Origin of the sequence: Mesorhizobium erdmanii, from assembly GCF_013170725.1 — a bacterium.
GTDB classification, from domain to species: Bacteria; Pseudomonadota; Alphaproteobacteria; order Rhizobiales; family Rhizobiaceae; genus Mesorhizobium; species Mesorhizobium erdmanii.
Genome location: NZ_CP033361.1, coordinates 1,292,823 through 1,307,085 on the forward strand (window position 1 = coordinate 1,292,823; position 14,263 = coordinate 1,307,085).

The 14,263-nt window shown below is 62.9% G+C and carries 13 protein-coding genes and 1 pseudogene; 10 read left to right on the forward strand and 4 right to left on the reverse strand.

Annotated features, from left to right (window positions below):
* Positions 1 to 8 precede the first annotated feature (8 nt).
* The 10 genes from EB233_RS06155 (at position 9) to EB233_RS06200 (ending at position 11,211) form a co-directional block, all read left to right on the forward strand.
* Positions 9 to 911 (forward strand): branched-chain amino acid ABC transporter permease, encoded by a 903-nt coding sequence (locus tag EB233_RS06155; protein WP_064991176.1) that lies wholly within the window; start codon positions 9 to 11, stop codon positions 909 to 911.
* Between the two features lie 5 nt (positions 912 to 916).
* On the forward strand, positions 917 to 2,308 hold the full coding sequence (gene livM / locus EB233_RS06160; protein ID WP_064991177.1) for a high-affinity branched-chain amino acid ABC transporter permease LivM: 1,392 nt from the start codon (positions 917 to 919) through the stop codon (positions 2,306 to 2,308).
* Complete coding sequence (locus EB233_RS06165; RefSeq protein ID WP_064991178.1) at positions 2,308 to 3,852, forward strand: ATP-binding cassette domain-containing protein; 1,545 nt, start codon at positions 2,308 to 2,310, stop codon at positions 3,850 to 3,852. The genes livM and EB233_RS06165 overlap by 1 nt, the downstream gene beginning before the upstream one ends.
* On the forward strand, positions 3,852 to 4,580 hold the full coding sequence (locus EB233_RS06170; RefSeq protein ID WP_027053018.1) for an ABC transporter ATP-binding protein: 729 nt from the start codon (positions 3,852 to 3,854) through the stop codon (positions 4,578 to 4,580). The genes EB233_RS06165 and EB233_RS06170 overlap by 1 nt, the downstream gene beginning before the upstream one ends.
* 17 nt (positions 4,581 to 4,597) lie before the next feature.
* Positions 4,598 to 4,945, forward strand: coding sequence for a DUF6867 family protein (locus EB233_RS06175; RefSeq protein WP_064991179.1), 348 nt, complete (start codon positions 4,598 to 4,600; stop codon positions 4,943 to 4,945).
* Positions 4,946 to 5,082: 137 nt separating this feature from the next.
* Positions 5,083 to 6,198 carry a branched-chain amino acid ABC transporter substrate-binding protein gene (locus tag EB233_RS06180; protein WP_064991180.1) on the forward strand — a complete coding sequence of 372 codons (1,116 nt, stop codon included), beginning with the start codon at positions 5,083 to 5,085 and terminating at the stop codon, positions 6,196 to 6,198.
* Positions 6,199 to 6,491: 293 nt separating this feature from the next.
* Positions 6,492 to 9,950, forward strand: coding sequence for a pyruvate carboxylase (pyc, locus tag EB233_RS06185; RefSeq protein ID WP_064991181.1), 3,459 nt, complete (start codon positions 6,492 to 6,494; stop codon positions 9,948 to 9,950).
* 159 nt (positions 9,951 to 10,109) lie between these two features.
* Positions 10,110 to 10,370, forward strand: a complete 261-nt coding sequence (locus tag EB233_RS06190; RefSeq protein ID WP_027053014.1) for a DUF2312 domain-containing protein — start codon at positions 10,110 to 10,112, stop codon at positions 10,368 to 10,370.
* 100 nt (positions 10,371 to 10,470) lie between these two features.
* A complete protein-coding gene (locus EB233_RS06195; protein ID WP_027053013.1) occupies positions 10,471 to 10,911 on the forward strand; it encodes a hypothetical protein in 441 nt (146 codons plus the stop codon).
* Positions 10,912 to 11,211 carry a hypothetical protein gene (locus EB233_RS06200; protein WP_064991182.1) on the forward strand — a complete coding sequence of 100 codons (300 nt, stop codon included), beginning with the start codon at positions 10,912 to 10,914 and terminating at the stop codon, positions 11,209 to 11,211.
* A gap of 60 nt (positions 11,212 to 11,271) precedes the next feature.
* Here EB233_RS06200 and msrB read toward each other — a convergent pair whose 3' ends face one another.
* The 4 genes and pseudogenes from msrB to EB233_RS06220 form a co-directional block, all read right to left on the reverse strand.
* Positions 11,272 to 11,676, reverse strand: a complete 405-nt coding sequence (msrB, locus tag EB233_RS06205) for a peptide-methionine (R)-S-oxide reductase MsrB (protein ID WP_064991183.1) — start codon at positions 11,674 to 11,676, stop codon at positions 11,272 to 11,274.
* Between the two features lie 111 nt (positions 11,677 to 11,787).
* Positions 11,788 to 12,583 (reverse strand): annotated as a pseudogene (locus tag EB233_RS06210) (MBL fold metallo-hydrolase).
* An 18-nt stretch (positions 12,584 to 12,601) separates the two neighbouring features.
* A complete protein-coding gene (locus tag EB233_RS06215; RefSeq protein ID WP_064991184.1) occupies positions 12,602 to 13,792 on the reverse strand; it encodes a vWA domain-containing protein in 1,191 nt (396 codons plus the stop codon).
* An 8-nt stretch (positions 13,793 to 13,800) separates the two neighbouring features.
* Positions 13,801 to 14,247, reverse strand: coding sequence for a GNAT family N-acetyltransferase (locus EB233_RS06220; protein WP_064991185.1), 447 nt, complete (start codon positions 14,245 to 14,247; stop codon positions 13,801 to 13,803).
* Positions 14,248 to 14,263 lie beyond the last annotated feature (16 nt).

The window sequence follows — 14,263 nt, forward strand, 5'->3', positions numbered from 1 at the left end:
ATGTACACATGCAGTACTTTGTCCAGCAGCTTATCAACGGGCTGACGCTGGGATCGATCTATGGGCTGATCGCAATCGGCTACACGATGGTCTACGGCATCATCGGCATGATCAACTTCGCCCATGGCGACATTTTCATGGTGGGCGCCTTCACGGCGCTGATCGTTTTCCTCATCCTCAGCGCGCTGTTCTATTCGGTGCCCGTGGTCATCGCTCTGCTGATCATGATGATCGTGGCGATGCTGCTCACCAGCCTCTACAACTGGACGATCGAAAAGGTGGCCTACCGGCCGCTGCGCGGTTCGTTCCGGCTGGCGCCGCTGATCACCGCCATCGGCATGTCGATCGCGCTGTCCAACTTCGTCCAGGTGACGCAGGGGCCGCGCAACAAGCCGATCCCGCCGATGGTGTCGAAGGTGTACGACATCAACGGCATCAGCGTGTCGCTGAAGCAGATCATCATCGTCATCGTCACCGCGCTGCTGCTGGCGCTGTTCTGGTACCTGGTCAACAAGACCTCGCTCGGCCGGGCGCAACGCGCCTGCGAGCAGGACCGCAAGATGGCGGCATTGCTCGGCATCGACGTCGACCGCACCATCTCGATCACCTTCATCATGGGTGCCTCGCTTGCGGCCGTCGCCGGCACGCTGTTCCTGATGTACTATGGCGTGGTGGCCTTCTCCGATGGCTTCGTGCCGGGCGTGAAGGCGTTCACCGCCGCGGTGCTCGGCGGTATCGGCTCGCTGCCGGGTGCCGTGCTCGGCGGACTGCTGATCGGCTTCATCGAGAGCATGTGGTCGGCCTATTTCTCGATCGACTACAAGGACGTCGCGGCGTTCTCGATCCTGGCCATCGTGCTGATCTTCCTGCCTTCCGGCATTCTGGGCCGGCCTGAAGTCGAAAAGGTCTGAGACCCATGGCCGTTACCGTTTCTCCGGAACGCGACGTCGTCGCCACCCCCATGCAACGCGCCCTTCGGGAAGCGCTCTATGCCGGCGCCATCGCGCTTGGCCTGTTCGTGCTGTTCATCGGCCTCAAGACCGATCAGAACATCTCCAACGAACTTGTCCTGGTGCAGCGCTGGGGCCTGCTGGCCGCCGTGGTCATCGCCACGGCTGTCGGACGCTTCCTCTATGTCGGTTTCGCGCAGCCGGCGATGGCGCGTGCCAAGGAGGAGAAGGCCAAGGCTCCCGCCGTTGCGACGGAAGCAGGCTTCGTGCGCCGCAACTTCACCAAGATCGGCATCGGCGTCCTTCTGTTGTATCCGATCGTCATCGTCCTGCTGGTCGGCTTTCAGGGCTCGCTGAAGTGGGTCGACAATTTCGGCATCCAGATCCTGATCTATGTGATGCTGGCCTGGGGGTTGAACATCGTCGTCGGCCTCGCCGGCCTGCTCGACCTCGGTTATGTCGCCTTCTACGCGGTCGGCGCCTATGCCTATGCGCTGCTCGGCACGCATTTCGGCCTGTCGTTCTGGATCCTGCTGCCGGCCGCGGGCTGCATGGCCGCCTTCTGGGGCGTGCTGCTGGGGTTCCCGGTGCTGCGCCTGCGGGGCGACTATCTGGCGATCGTGACGCTGGCCTTCGGTGAAATCATCCGGCTCGTGCTGATCAACTGGCGCGACGTGACCAACGGCTCGGCCGGCATTTCCGGCATACCGAAGGTTTCCTTCTTCGGCCTGATGTCGTTCAACGTCTCGGACCCGAATTACATCGCCAAGGTTCTCGGCATTGCCCAGTCCGGCGCCTACTACAAGATCTTCCTCTATTACCTCATCCTTGCGCTCTGCCTGCTCACCGCCTTCGTCACCATCCGGCTGCGGCGGCTGCCGGTCGGCCGCGCCTGGGAAGCCCTGCGCGAAGATGAGATCGCCTGCCGCTCGCTCGGCATCAACACCACGACGACCAAGCTGACGGCCTTTGCCACCGGCGCCATGTTCGGCGGTTTTGCCGGTTCGTTCTTCGCCGCCCGGCAAGGCTTTGTCAGTCCCGAATCCTTCGTCTTCCTGGAATCGGCGATCATCCTGGCCATCGTCGTGCTCGGCGGCATGGGCTCGCTGGTCGGCATTGCCATCGCGGCACTGGTGATGATCGGCGGAACCGAAATCCTGCGCGAACTCGATTTCCTCAAGGCGGTGTTCGGGCCCGATTTCACGCCGGAACTTTACCGCATGCTGTTGTTCGGCATGGCCATGGTCATCGTCATGCTGTGGAAGCCGCGCGGTTTCGTCGGCAGTCGTGAACCGACCGCGTTCCTCAAGGAGCGAAGGGCTGTCTCCAGTTCCTTCACCAAGGAGGGCCACGGCTGATGAATGCGAGCTCGATTCAGGGGACCAATCCGGGCATGAACGACGCCATCCTGCAGGTCGATCATCTGTCGATGAAGTTCGGCGGCCTGGTCGCCATCGGCGACCTGTCCTTCACCGCCAAGCGCGGCGAGATCACCGCGCTGATCGGCCCGAACGGCGCCGGCAAGACCACCGTGTTCAACTGCATCACGGGTTTCTACAAGCCGTCCGAGGGCATGATCACGCTCAACCGGGCCGATGGTTCGAAGTACCTGCTCGAACGGCTGCCCAACCATGAAATCCCGGCGCGCGCCAAGGTGGCGCGTACCTTCCAGAACATACGCCTTTTCTCGGGCATGACGCTGCTGGAGAACCTTTTGGTTGCACAGCACAACAAGCTGATGAAGGCGTCGGGCTATACGATGCTCGGCCTGTTCGGTTTCTCGAGCTATCGCAAGGCATCCGCCGAGTCGATCGACCTGGCCAAGCATTGGCTGGAGAAGGCCGACCTCGTCGATCGTGCCGACGATCCGGCCGGCGATCTGCCCTACGGCGCGCAGCGGCGCCTCGAGATCGCGCGCGCGATGTGCACCGGGCCGGAGCTTCTGTGTCTCGATGAACCGGCGGCCGGCCTCAACCCGAAGGAATCGCTGGCGCTCAATACGCTGTTGATGGACATCAAGAACACGTCGGGCGCCTCGATCCTCCTGATCGAGCACGACATGTCGGTGGTCATGCAGATTTCCGACCATGTCGTGGTGCTGGAATATGGCCGCAAGATCTCCGACGGCAGCCCGCAGTCCGTGCGCACCGATCCGCGCGTCATCGCCGCCTATCTCGGCGTCGACGACGAGGAGGTCGAGACCGTGCTGACCGAGGTCGGCGACGAGGATGTCATCGAGCAGCTCGACATAGGCCCGGATGCCGCGCATGGCCCGGGGACGTCGTCGTCATACCTGGCCGGACCGGTGAGCGACACCGTCGGGCACAGCGACGGCGAGCGCGTCACGGTGTCGAAGGGGGCCTCCAAGGCGGAGCAGGTCGATGCCCGCGCGGCGACCGTGGCCAGCAGGCCTGTCGCCTCGCAGACCCCATCCAAGCCAGCCGCGAAGGTTGGCGCGGCGAAAGCGGCACCGAAGAAAACCGCCGCCAAGGCGCCTAAGGCAAAGGCGGAAGGCATTTCGAACCGTCTCGATGCCCCGCGTGGCGGCAAGGCCGACAATTTGACCCGCATCAAGGGCATCGGCACGGTCAACGAGAAGAAGCTCAACGAACACGGCATCTTCCATTTCGACCAGATCGGTGCCTGGAAGAAGGCCGACGTCGAGGCCGCCGAAGCCTATCTCGCCTTTGACGGCCGCATCGCGCGCGAGGAGTGGGTCAAACAGGCCAAGCTGCTCGGTCAGGGCAAGGATACGGCGTTCTCGCGCCGCGTCGATGCCGGCAAGGTGGCGACCAGCCATGCTTCGGCAAAGACCGGCAGTGGGACAGCGAAGACCGCGAATGCGGCTTCGGGTAAGGCCGCGGCCAAGCCCGTGTCGGGCAAGCGTGGAGGGGGCAAATAATGGCCGGGACAACCCTGCTCGATATCAAGGGCGTACAGACATACTACGGCAATATCCGTGCCCTGAACGGTGTCGATGTCACCGTCAAGGAAGGCGAGATCGTGGCGCTGATCGGCGCTAACGGCGCCGGCAAATCGACGCTGATGATGACCATTTTCGGGGCGCCGCGCGCCCGCACGGGCACCATTACCTTCGCTGGCACCGACATCACCCAGTTGCCGACGCATGAGATCGCACGCATGCGGATCGCCCAGTCGCCGGAGGGTCGCCGCATCTTCCCGCGCATGACGGTGATGGAAAACCTGCAGATGGGCGCCAGCCTCGACAACCTCAAGCACTATGACGAGGACGTCGAGAAAGTGTTCACGCTGTTTCCGCGGCTCAAGGAGCGTATCGCGCAGCGCGGCGGTACGCTGTCGGGCGGCGAGCAGCAGATGCTGTCGATCGGACGCGCGCTGATGGCGCGCCCGAAGCTGCTTCTGCTCGACGAGCCGTCGCTGGGGCTGGCGCCGCTGATCGTCAAGCAGATCTTCGACGCCATCCGCGAGCTGAACCGCACGCAAGGGCTGACCGTGTTCCTTGTCGAGCAGAACGCGTTCGGCGCGCTCAAGCTCGCGACGCGCGGCTACGTCATGGTCAACGGCAATGTGACGATGAGCGGCACCGGCAAGGAGCTGCTCGCCAATCCGGAAGTGCGCGCCGCCTATCTCGAAGGCGGACATCACTGAGTTCAGGAGTCTTCACCATGCAAGGCATTCTCTACGAGGAACCGTCGATCTGGCAGTTCTTCTTCGTCACCTGTCTGCTCGGTGGCTGGGCGGCATGGATGACCGGCAAGGCCAGCGCCCAGACTTGGCGCAGCTTCCCGCAGCTGTTCGCCTATATGCTCGGGCTCGGCATCGGCATCCGCTTCATCCATCATGCGCTGTTCAACGGCACGATGTTCTCGCTGCATTACTATATCATCGATACCATCGTGCTGATGATACTGGGCTTCGTCGGCTATCAATACACACGAACCAACCAGATGGTCACACAATATAATTGGCTCTACGAAAGAGCTTCAATCTTGAGCTGGAAACCGAAAGGTTGACGTTCATCATTAACGCCGCGTCAGGGATGAATCGGCGTGACAAGTGCCTGAAAATCGGCAAACTATGCTTTCTGCGATAAGGGTGGGCATCGCATGAAAGCTTCATCCACGCCCACTCCGTTAATGGGAGCGTTTAAATGAAAAAGTCACTTTTGTCCGCCGTGGCCCTGACCGCGCTTGTCGCGTTCGGCGGCAACGCGTGGGCTGATGTAATGTTCGGTGTCGCCGGCCCGATCACCGGTCCGAACGCGGCCTTCGGCGCCCAGTTGCAGAAGGGCGCAGAGGCAGCGGTCGCCGAGATCAATGCCAAGGGCGGCATCAACGGCGAGAAGATCAAGCTCGAAGTCGGCGACGACGTCTCCGACCCGAAGCAGGGCATCTCGGTCGCCAACAAGTTCGTCGGCGACGGCGTCAAGTTCGTGATCGGCCACTTCAACTCGGGCGTGTCGATCCCGGCCTCGGAAGTCTACGCTGAAAACAACATCGTCGAAATCACGCCAGCCGCGACCAACCCGAAGTTCACCGAGCGTGGCCTGTGGAACGTGTTCCGCACCTGCGGACGCGACGATCAGCAGGGCAGCATCGCCGGCGCTTATATCGCCGCGAATTTCAAGGACGCCAAGGTCGCCGTCGTGCACGACAAGACCCCTTATGGTCAGGGCCTTGCCGACGAAACCAAGAAGGCGATGAATGCCGCCGGCGTCACGGAAGTGATGTATGAAGGCGTCAATGTCGGCGACAAGGACTTCTCGGCGCTGATCGCCAAGATGAAGGAAGCCGGCGTCACCCTGATCTACTGGGGCGGCCTGCACACCGAAGCCGGTCTGATCATCCGCCAGTCGGCGGACCAGGGCCTCAAGGCAACGATGATGTCGGGTGACGGCATCGTCACCGACGAACTCGCCGCGATCGCGGGCGACGCCGTCGCCGGTACGCTCAACACGTTCGGACCCGATCCGCGCCTGATCCCGGCCAACAAGGAACTCGTCGAGAAGTTCCGTGCGCAGGGCTTCGAGCCGGAAGCCTACACGCTCTACGCTTACGCCGCCGTGCAGGTGGTCGCCGAGGCAGCCACCGCCGCCAAGACGAACGACCCGCAGGCCGTCGCCAAGGCCATGCATGAAAGCGGCCCGTTCCCGACCGTTCTGGGCGATCTCGCCTATGACGCCAAGGGCGACCCGAAGCTGCCGGGCTACATCATGTACGAGTGGAAGAAGAAGGACGACGGCAAGTATTCCTGGTTCCCGAAATAAGCCGCTCAGACAGGTCTGAGATCCATGATGCCCGGCGCTCCGCGCCGGGCATTTTCTTTAGCGCGTTCCGGTGGCCGATGACGTTGCTTGCGAGCTCGTCGCAGCCGGGCAAGAGCGCATCCAGGATCGAAATTGTCGTCCTTGTTCCGTCCGTTCGGACCGAAGCATGCGAGTGTTGGCCGGATAATTGATTTAAATCGGTTTAAGTCGGCGCTGATTTTGTTTGCACTGCAGCATTTTCACGCTAATCATTGCACCGATTTCCCGTCCCTTCCGCTGCTGGAGCCCAATCCTTGGCCATCACGAAGATACTCGTCGCCAACCGGTCAGAAATCGCCATCCGCGTCTTCCGCGCGGCCAACGAGCTGGGCCTCAAAACCGTGGCGATCTGGGCCGAGGAGGACAAGTATTCGCTGCACCGCTTCAAGGCCGACGAAAGCTATCAGGTCGGGCGCGGCCCGCATCTCGGCAAGGACATGGGACCGATCGAGAGTTATCTGTCGATCGAGGAGGTGATCCGAGTTGCAAGGCTTTCGGGCGCCGATGCCATCCACCCCGGCTACGGGCTTCTGTCGGAAAGCCCCGAATTCGCCGACGCCTGCGCGCAAGCCGGCATCACCTTCATCGGCCCGAAGCCGGACACGATGCGCCGTCTCGGCAACAAGGTCGCGGCGCGCAACCTGGCCATCGAGGTCGGAGTGCCTGTCATTCCCGCCACCGATCCGTTGCCGGACGACATGGAGGCGGTCAAGAAGCTGGCCAAGGAGATCGGCTATCCCGTGATGCTGAAGGCGTCTTGGGGCGGCGGTGGACGCGGTATGCGCGCCATCCGTGCAGAGGCCGACCTCGCCCGTGAGGTCACCGAAGGCAAGCGCGAGGCGAAAGCCGCTTTCGGCAAGGACGAGGTCTATCTCGAAAAGCTGATCGAGCGCGCCCGCCATGTCGAGGTGCAGGTGCTTGGCGACACGCACGGCAATGTCGTGCATCTGTTCGAGCGCGACTGCTCGATCCAGCGCCGCAACCAGAAGGTCGTCGAGCGGGCGCCGGCACCCTATCTCGAAATGTCACAGCGCGAGGAGCTTTGCGGTTACGCGCTGAAGATCGCGCGCGAGACCAGCTATATCGGCGCCGGCACGGTGGAGTTCCTGCAGGATGCCGATACCGGAAAATTCTATTTCATCGAGGTCAACCCGCGCATCCAGGTCGAGCACACCGTCACCGAGCAGGTGACCGGCATCGATATCGTCAAGGCGCAGATCCACATCCTCGACGGCTTCGCCATCGGAACGTCGGAGTCGGGCGTGCCGGCGCAGAAGGATATCAGGCTGAACGGCCACGCCTTGCAGTGCCGCATCACCACCGAGGATCCAGAGCACAATTTCATCCCGGACTATGGCCGCATCACCGCCTATCGCGGCGCCACCGGCTTCGGCATCCGGCTGGACGGCGGCACTGCCTATTCCGGCGCGGTCATTACCCGCTTCTACGATCCGCTGCTGGAGAAGGTGACGGCGTGGGCGCCGACGCCGGCCGAGACCATCGCCCGCATGAACCGCGCGCTGCGCGAATTCCGCATCCGCGGCGTCGCCACCAACCTCACCTTCCTCGAAGCGATCATCAACCACCCGAGCTTCGCCGACAATTCCTATACGACGAAGTTCATCGACACGACGCCGGAACTGTTCCAGCAGGTCAAGCGCCAGGATCGCGCCACCAAGCTCATCAACTATCTGGCCGACGTCAGTGTCAACGGCCATCCCGAGACGCGCGGCCGGCCGATGCCGAAGGCCGACGCGGCTGCTCCCGTCGTGCCTTACCTCAACGGCAACGTGCCGGGCGGCAGCAAGCAGAAGCTTGACGTGCTCGGCCCGAAGAAATTCGCCGGCTGGATGCGCGAGCAGAAGGAAGTGCTGGTCACCGACACGACGATGCGCGACGGCCACCAGTCGCTGCTCGCCACGCGCATGCGCACGCACGACATCGCCAATATCGCCGGCACCTACGCGCGCGCGCTGCCGCAGCTACTGTCGCTGGAATGCTGGGGCGGCGCGACCTTCGACGTCGCCATGCGCTTCCTCACCGAGGACCCGTGGGAGCGGCTGGGCAAGGTGCGGGAGGCGGCGCCCAATCTGTTGCTGCAAATGCTGCTGCGTGGCGCCAACGGCGTCGGCTACACCAACTATCCCGACAATGTCGTGCAGCATTTCGTCAAGCAGGCAGCGAGCGGCGGTATCGATCTGTTCCGGGTTTTCGACTGCTTGAACTGGGTCGAGAACATGCGCGTCGCCATGGATGCGGTCGGCGCCGAGGGCAAGCTGTGTGAGGCGGCGATGTGCTACACTGGCGACATTCTCGATCCAGCACGCGCCAAGTACGACCTGAAATATTATGTCGGTCTTGCCAGCGAATTGCAGGCTGCCGGCGCCCACATTATCGCCGTCAAGGATATGGCCGGCCTCCTGAAGCCGGCCGCCGCCCGCGTACTGTTCAAGGCGCTGCGCGAGGCGACCGACCTGCCGATCCATTTCCATACCCACGACACGTCGGGCCTGTCGGCGGCGACCGTGCTGGCGGCGGTGGAGAGCGGCGTCGACGCCATCGACGCGGCGATGGATGCCTTTTCCGGCAACACGTCGCAGCCTTGCCTCGGCTCGATCGTCGAAGCGCTGAAGGGCACGGAACGCGACCCGGGCCTCGACCCGCAATGGATCCGCAAGATCTCGTTCTACTGGGAGGCGGTGCGCAACCAGTACGCCGCCTTCGAAAGCGACTTGAAGGGGCCGGCCTCGGAGGTCTACCTGCACGAGATGCCGGGCGGGCAGTTCACCAACCTCAAGGAGCAGGCGCGTTCGCTCGGGCTGGAGACGCGCTGGCACGAGGTGGCTCAGACCTATCATGACGTCAACCTGATGTTCGGCGACATCGTCAAGGTGACGCCGTCGTCCAAGGTCGTCGGCGACATGGCGCTGATGATGGTGAGCCAGGACCTGACCGTCGCCGATGTAGAGAACCCGGCCAAGGACATCGCCTTCCCGGACTCTGTGGTCTCGATGCTGCGCGGCGATCTCGGACAATCCCCCGGCGGCTGGCCGGCGGCGCTGCAGAAGAAGGCGCTGAAGGGCGACAAGCCGATCACGGCGCGGCCCGGCTCGCTGCTCAAGCCCGCCGATCTCAAGGCCAGCCGCAAGGAGATCGAGGAGAAGCTGGAGCGCAAGCTCTCGGAATACGAATTCGCCTCCTGGCTGATGTATCCGAAAGTGTTTACCGACTTTGCCGGCGCCCAGGAGACCTACGGCCCGGTCAGCGTGCTGCCGACGCCGACCTATTTCTACGGCATGAAGTCGGAAGACGAAATCTTCGTCGACATCGAGAAGGGCAAGACACTGGTGGTGCGGTGCCTGGCCATCGGCGATGTCGACGACAAGGGCATGGTCACCGTGTTCTTCGAGCTCAACGGCCAGCCGCGGCGCGTCAAGGTGCCGGACCGGGCGCATGGCGCGTCGGCCGCCAAGGCGCGCCGCAAGGCCGAGCCCGGCAACGAGGCGCATGTCGGCGCGCCGATGCCGGGCGTGGTCTCGGCGCTTTCGGTGGCCGCCGGCCAGGCGGTGAAGGCCGGCGACGTGCTGCTCTCCATCGAAGCGATGAAGATGGAGACGGCGCTGCATGCCGAGCGTGACGGCACCGTCGCCGAGGTGCTGGTCAAGGCCGGCGACCAGATCGATGCCAAGGATCTGCTGATCGCCTTCAACTGAGAGCCCGTAAGGAGCGGACAGGCTGTCGGCTTCTGTCGGCAGCCCTTGGCGAGCTGTTCGATAACAGCTTGACCCGCCGCCGCCGGTCGGGCATCGAACCGGCTCAAATTCGCCGCGGTCTTTCCCCGAGTCGTGGCGCGGAGCCAATTGGAGAAAAACATGGCCGACGATATCACCGAGACCAGCCAGACTGTTGCCGCCGGCCAGCTGCGTGCCCTGATCGAGCGCATCGAGCGGCTCGAGGAAGAGAAGAAGACGATCGCCGACGACATCAAGGAAGTGTTCGCCGAGGCCAAGGGCACCGGCTTCGACACCAAGGCGATCCGCACCATCATCCGCCTGCGCAAGAAGGACCAGGCCGAGCGCCAGGAAGAGGATGCCATCCTCGACCTGTACATGGCCGCACTCGGAATGGAGTAGAGACTGTCTGAAATTCCATTCTGGCGGCCACCATCGTAGGGTTCGCCAGAGCGAATTTCGAAGCAGCCCCTGACGGGTGATGCTGGAGCGGCATCGAACCATGAGCGAATTCGACTTCGGCGGCCGCCGCGCCTCGGAATTTCGCCATCGAGGCTTCTGGTCGCTGTTCGCTGAACGGCATCCGGAAGAAAGAGCCCGGCTGGCGCGGCGTGGACCCTGGTTCTGGCAGCGCGGGCTGCCCGACTTCGCGCTGGTCCTTTCCATGTATGTGGCGCCGGCGCAGAACCATGTCGGCGTCTTCTTCGGCCGCAACGAGAAGTTCGGCGCCACGGACAGCTGGTCGCGGCTGAAGCCCTTCCAACCGGCGATCGAAGACAGGCTGAAGCTCAGGCCGGAGCAAAGCTGCGAGGGCCTCGGCATCAATTCAATGTGGCGGGTGAACTGCTATGCCGAGGACAATTGGCCTGCCATGACCGACTGGCTGGTGAGCGAATGCTCGCGTGTCGAGCGAGCGGTTGCCGACGTGCTGGGGCAGGATTGAGTGTTCGCGGATTTCTTCCGCCTTCGTTGGCTTGGCCGGGCGCCGCTCGACCGGCTGTTCTGGCGCGATATGATCCTGGTCGGGACCGGGATCAACGTTGCTTCGTCCGCGGCTGCACTCATCCTGCTTGGTTTGAAGATGCCGCTCGGCCTCGTGCTGGCGGTGCATTTCGCACCGGTGCCCTACAATGTCTTTCTCATTGTCGCGGTCTGGCGAACGGCTGAGAAATCCGACGGTGCCAAGGCTTCATTGATGATGCTGGGCTCGGCGCTCTGGCTCATCGCCACGGTGGTGGTCTGAGGTTCGTATGCGAAAAAGGGCGGCCGAAGCCGCCCTTTGCAGAAAGCCATCCGATACCGGTCACGCGGCCGGATCGAATTTCAGCGCCACGCCGTTGATGCAATAGCGCAGGCCGGTCGGCGGCGGGCCGTCCTCGAAGACATGGCCGAGGTGGCTGCCGCAGCGGGCGCAGTGGCATTCGGTGCGGACCATGCCGTAGCTGCGGTCGATGGTGTTCTCGACAGAGCCGGGCACCGGGTCGTTGAAGCTCGGCCAGCCGGTGCCGCTCTCGAACTTCAGCTTCGATTCGAACAGCGGCTGGTCGCAACCAACGCAGGAAAATGTGCCGGCGCGCTTTTCACAAAGCAGGGCGCAGCTTCCCGGCCGCTCGGTGCCATGGCCGCGCATGACCGCATACTGCTCCGGCGTCAGCCGGGCGCGCCATTCGGCATCGGTGCGGGTGACAGGGTAGGTGTGGGTGTCCATTTGATCTCCTCAGCCTTGGCGGCTCGTTATTGGTTGCAACCTCATATTCGCTTCAACATAGGCGTTTGTTACGGATTTGCCCATATTTTCGCTCGGGCCGCCAAGGATTCCTCAGGCGATCGCCGCGAGATAGCGGGCAACTGAAGTGGCGACTGATTCCTTTCCGCCGCCGATGATGTTCAGATCCCACCATGCGCCGCGGACATCGTCGAAGTCGAATGGTTCAAGCGCCGCCGCGATGCGGCGCACGGCCGTTGCATTGAGCGGAATCTGGTTCGGATAGCTGTACATGAAGCTGACATGCCTTCGGGTCGGCGTGACCTGCACGGTGTCGCCGGTCAACAGGGCGTTGCCGCCTTTGCGCCTCCAATGCAGCACCTGGCTGCCGGCAAAATGGCCGCCGCAGCGGATGAGGGTCAGCGAGGGGTTGATTGTCAGCGTCTCGCCTTGCCAGCTGACGATCGAGGGATGTGGCCGCATGATCCACTGCCGGTCGTCGGCATGGAGATAGATCGGCACGCCGCCGAAAGCGTCGCTCCATTCGGCCATTGCCGAGTAGAAGTGGCAGTGCGAGATGGCGATGGCCGCCAGGCCGCCGCGCCTGACGATCTCGGCTACAGCCTCGTCGCTCACCATCGGGATGCAATCCCACAGCACATTGCCATAGGGCGTCTGCACCAGTTGCGCCCGCTGGCCGATGGCCAGGCGTGGCTCGATGCCGAAGCCGAGCACACCGGCATCGTCCCTCATCAAGCCTATGTCCGGCCGCAAGGTCTTGCGGTGTGATCCACGCCTGCCCCTCCCAGCGCACGAACTGCCGCTCATCCTCGCAGATCAGACAGCGTTGCGGCGGCGTCTCCGATGCGGCGAACTGGACACCGCATTGCAGGCAGAGGAAACAGGTCATGATGGCTCCGGAAATTGCTCAGTGTTTCCTTGAAAGCTGCTTCGTCGCGCCTTCCAGGCCGGCCAGCGTCAGCGGAAACATGCGGCCGCCGAAGATGTCGTGGATCATGGCGATGGAATGGGTGTAACCCCAGTTCTTTTCGCTCTCGGGGTTGAGCCAGACCGCGTTCGGCCATTGCTGGAGCAGACGGCCGAGCCAGACGGCGCCGGCCTCCGGGTTCCAGTGTTCGACCGAGCCGCCGGGATGGGCGATCTCGTAAGGGCTCATCGAGGCGTCGCCGACGACGATCGCCTTGTAGTCGGGCCCGTATTTGTGGAGGAGGTCTGATGTCGGGATCACCTCCGCATGGCGGCGGCGATTGTCCTTCCACACGCCCTCGTAGAGGCAGTTGTGGAAGTAGAAATATTCAAGCTGCCGGAATTCGGCGCGGGCGGCCGAGAACAGCTCCTCGACGCTCTTGATGTGGTCGTCCATCGAGCCGCCGACATCGAAGAACATCAAAAGCTTCACGGCGTTGCGCCGTTCGGGCCGCGTCCGCACGTCGAGATAGCCATGCTCGGCGGTGGCATGGATGGTGCCGGGCAGGTCGAATTCTTCCTCCGCGCCCTCGCGCACCCAGCGGCGCAAGCGCTTCAGCGCGATCTTGATGTTGCGGGTGCCGAGTTCGACCGCATCGTCGAAATTCCTGAACTCTCGCTTGTCCCAGACTTTCACGGCGCGGCGGTTGCGGCTTTCATGCTGGCCAATGCGAACGCCTTCGGGATTGTAGCCATAGGCGCCGAAAGGCGAGGTGCCGCCGGTGCCGATCCATTTCGAGCCGCCCTGATGACGCCCCTTCTGCTCCTCGAGCCGCTGCTTCAACGTCTCCATCAGCTTCTCGAAGCCGCCCAGCGCCTCGACCAGTTTCTTCTCTTCTTCCGTCAGGTGCTTTTCGGCGAGTCGGCGCAGCCATTCCTCGGGAATATTGGCGACGTCGACCCCATCCGGTCCGCCCAGCGCTTCAATGCCTTTGAAGACATGCGCGAACACCTGGTCGAAGCGGTCGATATGGCGCTCGTCCTTCACCAGTGCCGCGCGGGCGAGGTAATAAAAACCCTCGACGTCGTAATCGACCAGCCCGGCTTCCAACCCCTCCAGCAGCGACAGATATTCCCTGAGCGAAACGGGAACACGCGCTGCCTTCAGTTCGAGGAAGAAGGGGATGAACATCGTTCTATCTACAGCAGATCATACTCAATGAAGCCGGTGCGGCGCGCCACATGGTCGTAGAGCTTGCGTGCGGTGGTGTTGGTCTCGTGCGTCATCCAGTAGACGTTCTTGACGCCGATTTTTTCAGCCGTGTCCTTCACCGCCTTGATCAGCGCGGCGCCGATGCCCTTGCCGCGCACCTCCGGGTCGGCGAACAGGTCCTGCAGGTAGCAGTTGTTTTTCTCCGCCCAGCCTGAGCGGTGGTACAAATAGTGGGTGAGGCCGACAGCCTTGCCGTCGAGGGTGGCGATAAAACCCTTCGGCTCGAATTCACCTGTCGTGAACAGCCGCTTCCAGGTGATGGCATAGACCTCTTCCGGCAGCTTGGTCTCGTAGAAGGTGAGGTAGTCGGTCCACAGTCGCTTCCAGTCGGCGTGGTCGGACTGCGCGAGTGGGCGGACAACAATCTCAGACATTTCATTTCCTCCGAAT

What these genes read in the sequence shown, in the direction of transcription:
- EB233_RS06190 (WP_027053014.1), top strand. Translation starts at nt 10,110, where the DNA reads ATGGCCGACGATATCACCGAGACCAGCCAGACTGTTGCCGCCGGCCAG.
- EB233_RS06215 (WP_064991184.1), bottom strand. Translation starts at nt 13,792, where the DNA reads ATGTTCATCCCCTTCTTCCTCGAACTGAAGGCAGCGCGTGTTCCCGTT.
- EB233_RS06155 (WP_064991176.1), top strand. Translation starts at nt 9, where the DNA reads ATGCAGTACTTTGTCCAGCAGCTTATCAACGGGCTGACGCTGGGATCG.
- EB233_RS06165 (WP_064991178.1), top strand. Translation starts at nt 2,308, where the DNA reads ATGAATGCGAGCTCGATTCAGGGGACCAATCCGGGCATGAACGACGCC.
- msrB (WP_064991183.1), bottom strand. Translation starts at nt 11,676, where the DNA reads ATGGACACCCACACCTACCCTGTCACCCGCACCGATGCCGAATGGCGC.
- EB233_RS06180 (WP_064991180.1), top strand. Translation starts at nt 5,083, where the DNA reads ATGAAAAAGTCACTTTTGTCCGCCGTGGCCCTGACCGCGCTTGTCGCG.
- livM (WP_064991177.1), top strand. Translation starts at nt 917, where the DNA reads ATGGCCGTTACCGTTTCTCCGGAACGCGACGTCGTCGCCACCCCCATG.
- EB233_RS06195 (WP_027053013.1), top strand. Translation starts at nt 10,471, where the DNA reads ATGAGCGAATTCGACTTCGGCGGCCGCCGCGCCTCGGAATTTCGCCAT.
- EB233_RS06170 (WP_027053018.1), top strand. Translation starts at nt 3,852, where the DNA reads ATGGCCGGGACAACCCTGCTCGATATCAAGGGCGTACAGACATACTAC.
- EB233_RS06220 (WP_064991185.1), bottom strand. Translation starts at nt 14,247, where the DNA reads ATGTCTGAGATTGTTGTCCGCCCACTCGCGCAGTCCGACCACGCCGAC.
- EB233_RS06175 (WP_064991179.1), top strand. Translation starts at nt 4,598, where the DNA reads ATGCAAGGCATTCTCTACGAGGAACCGTCGATCTGGCAGTTCTTCTTC.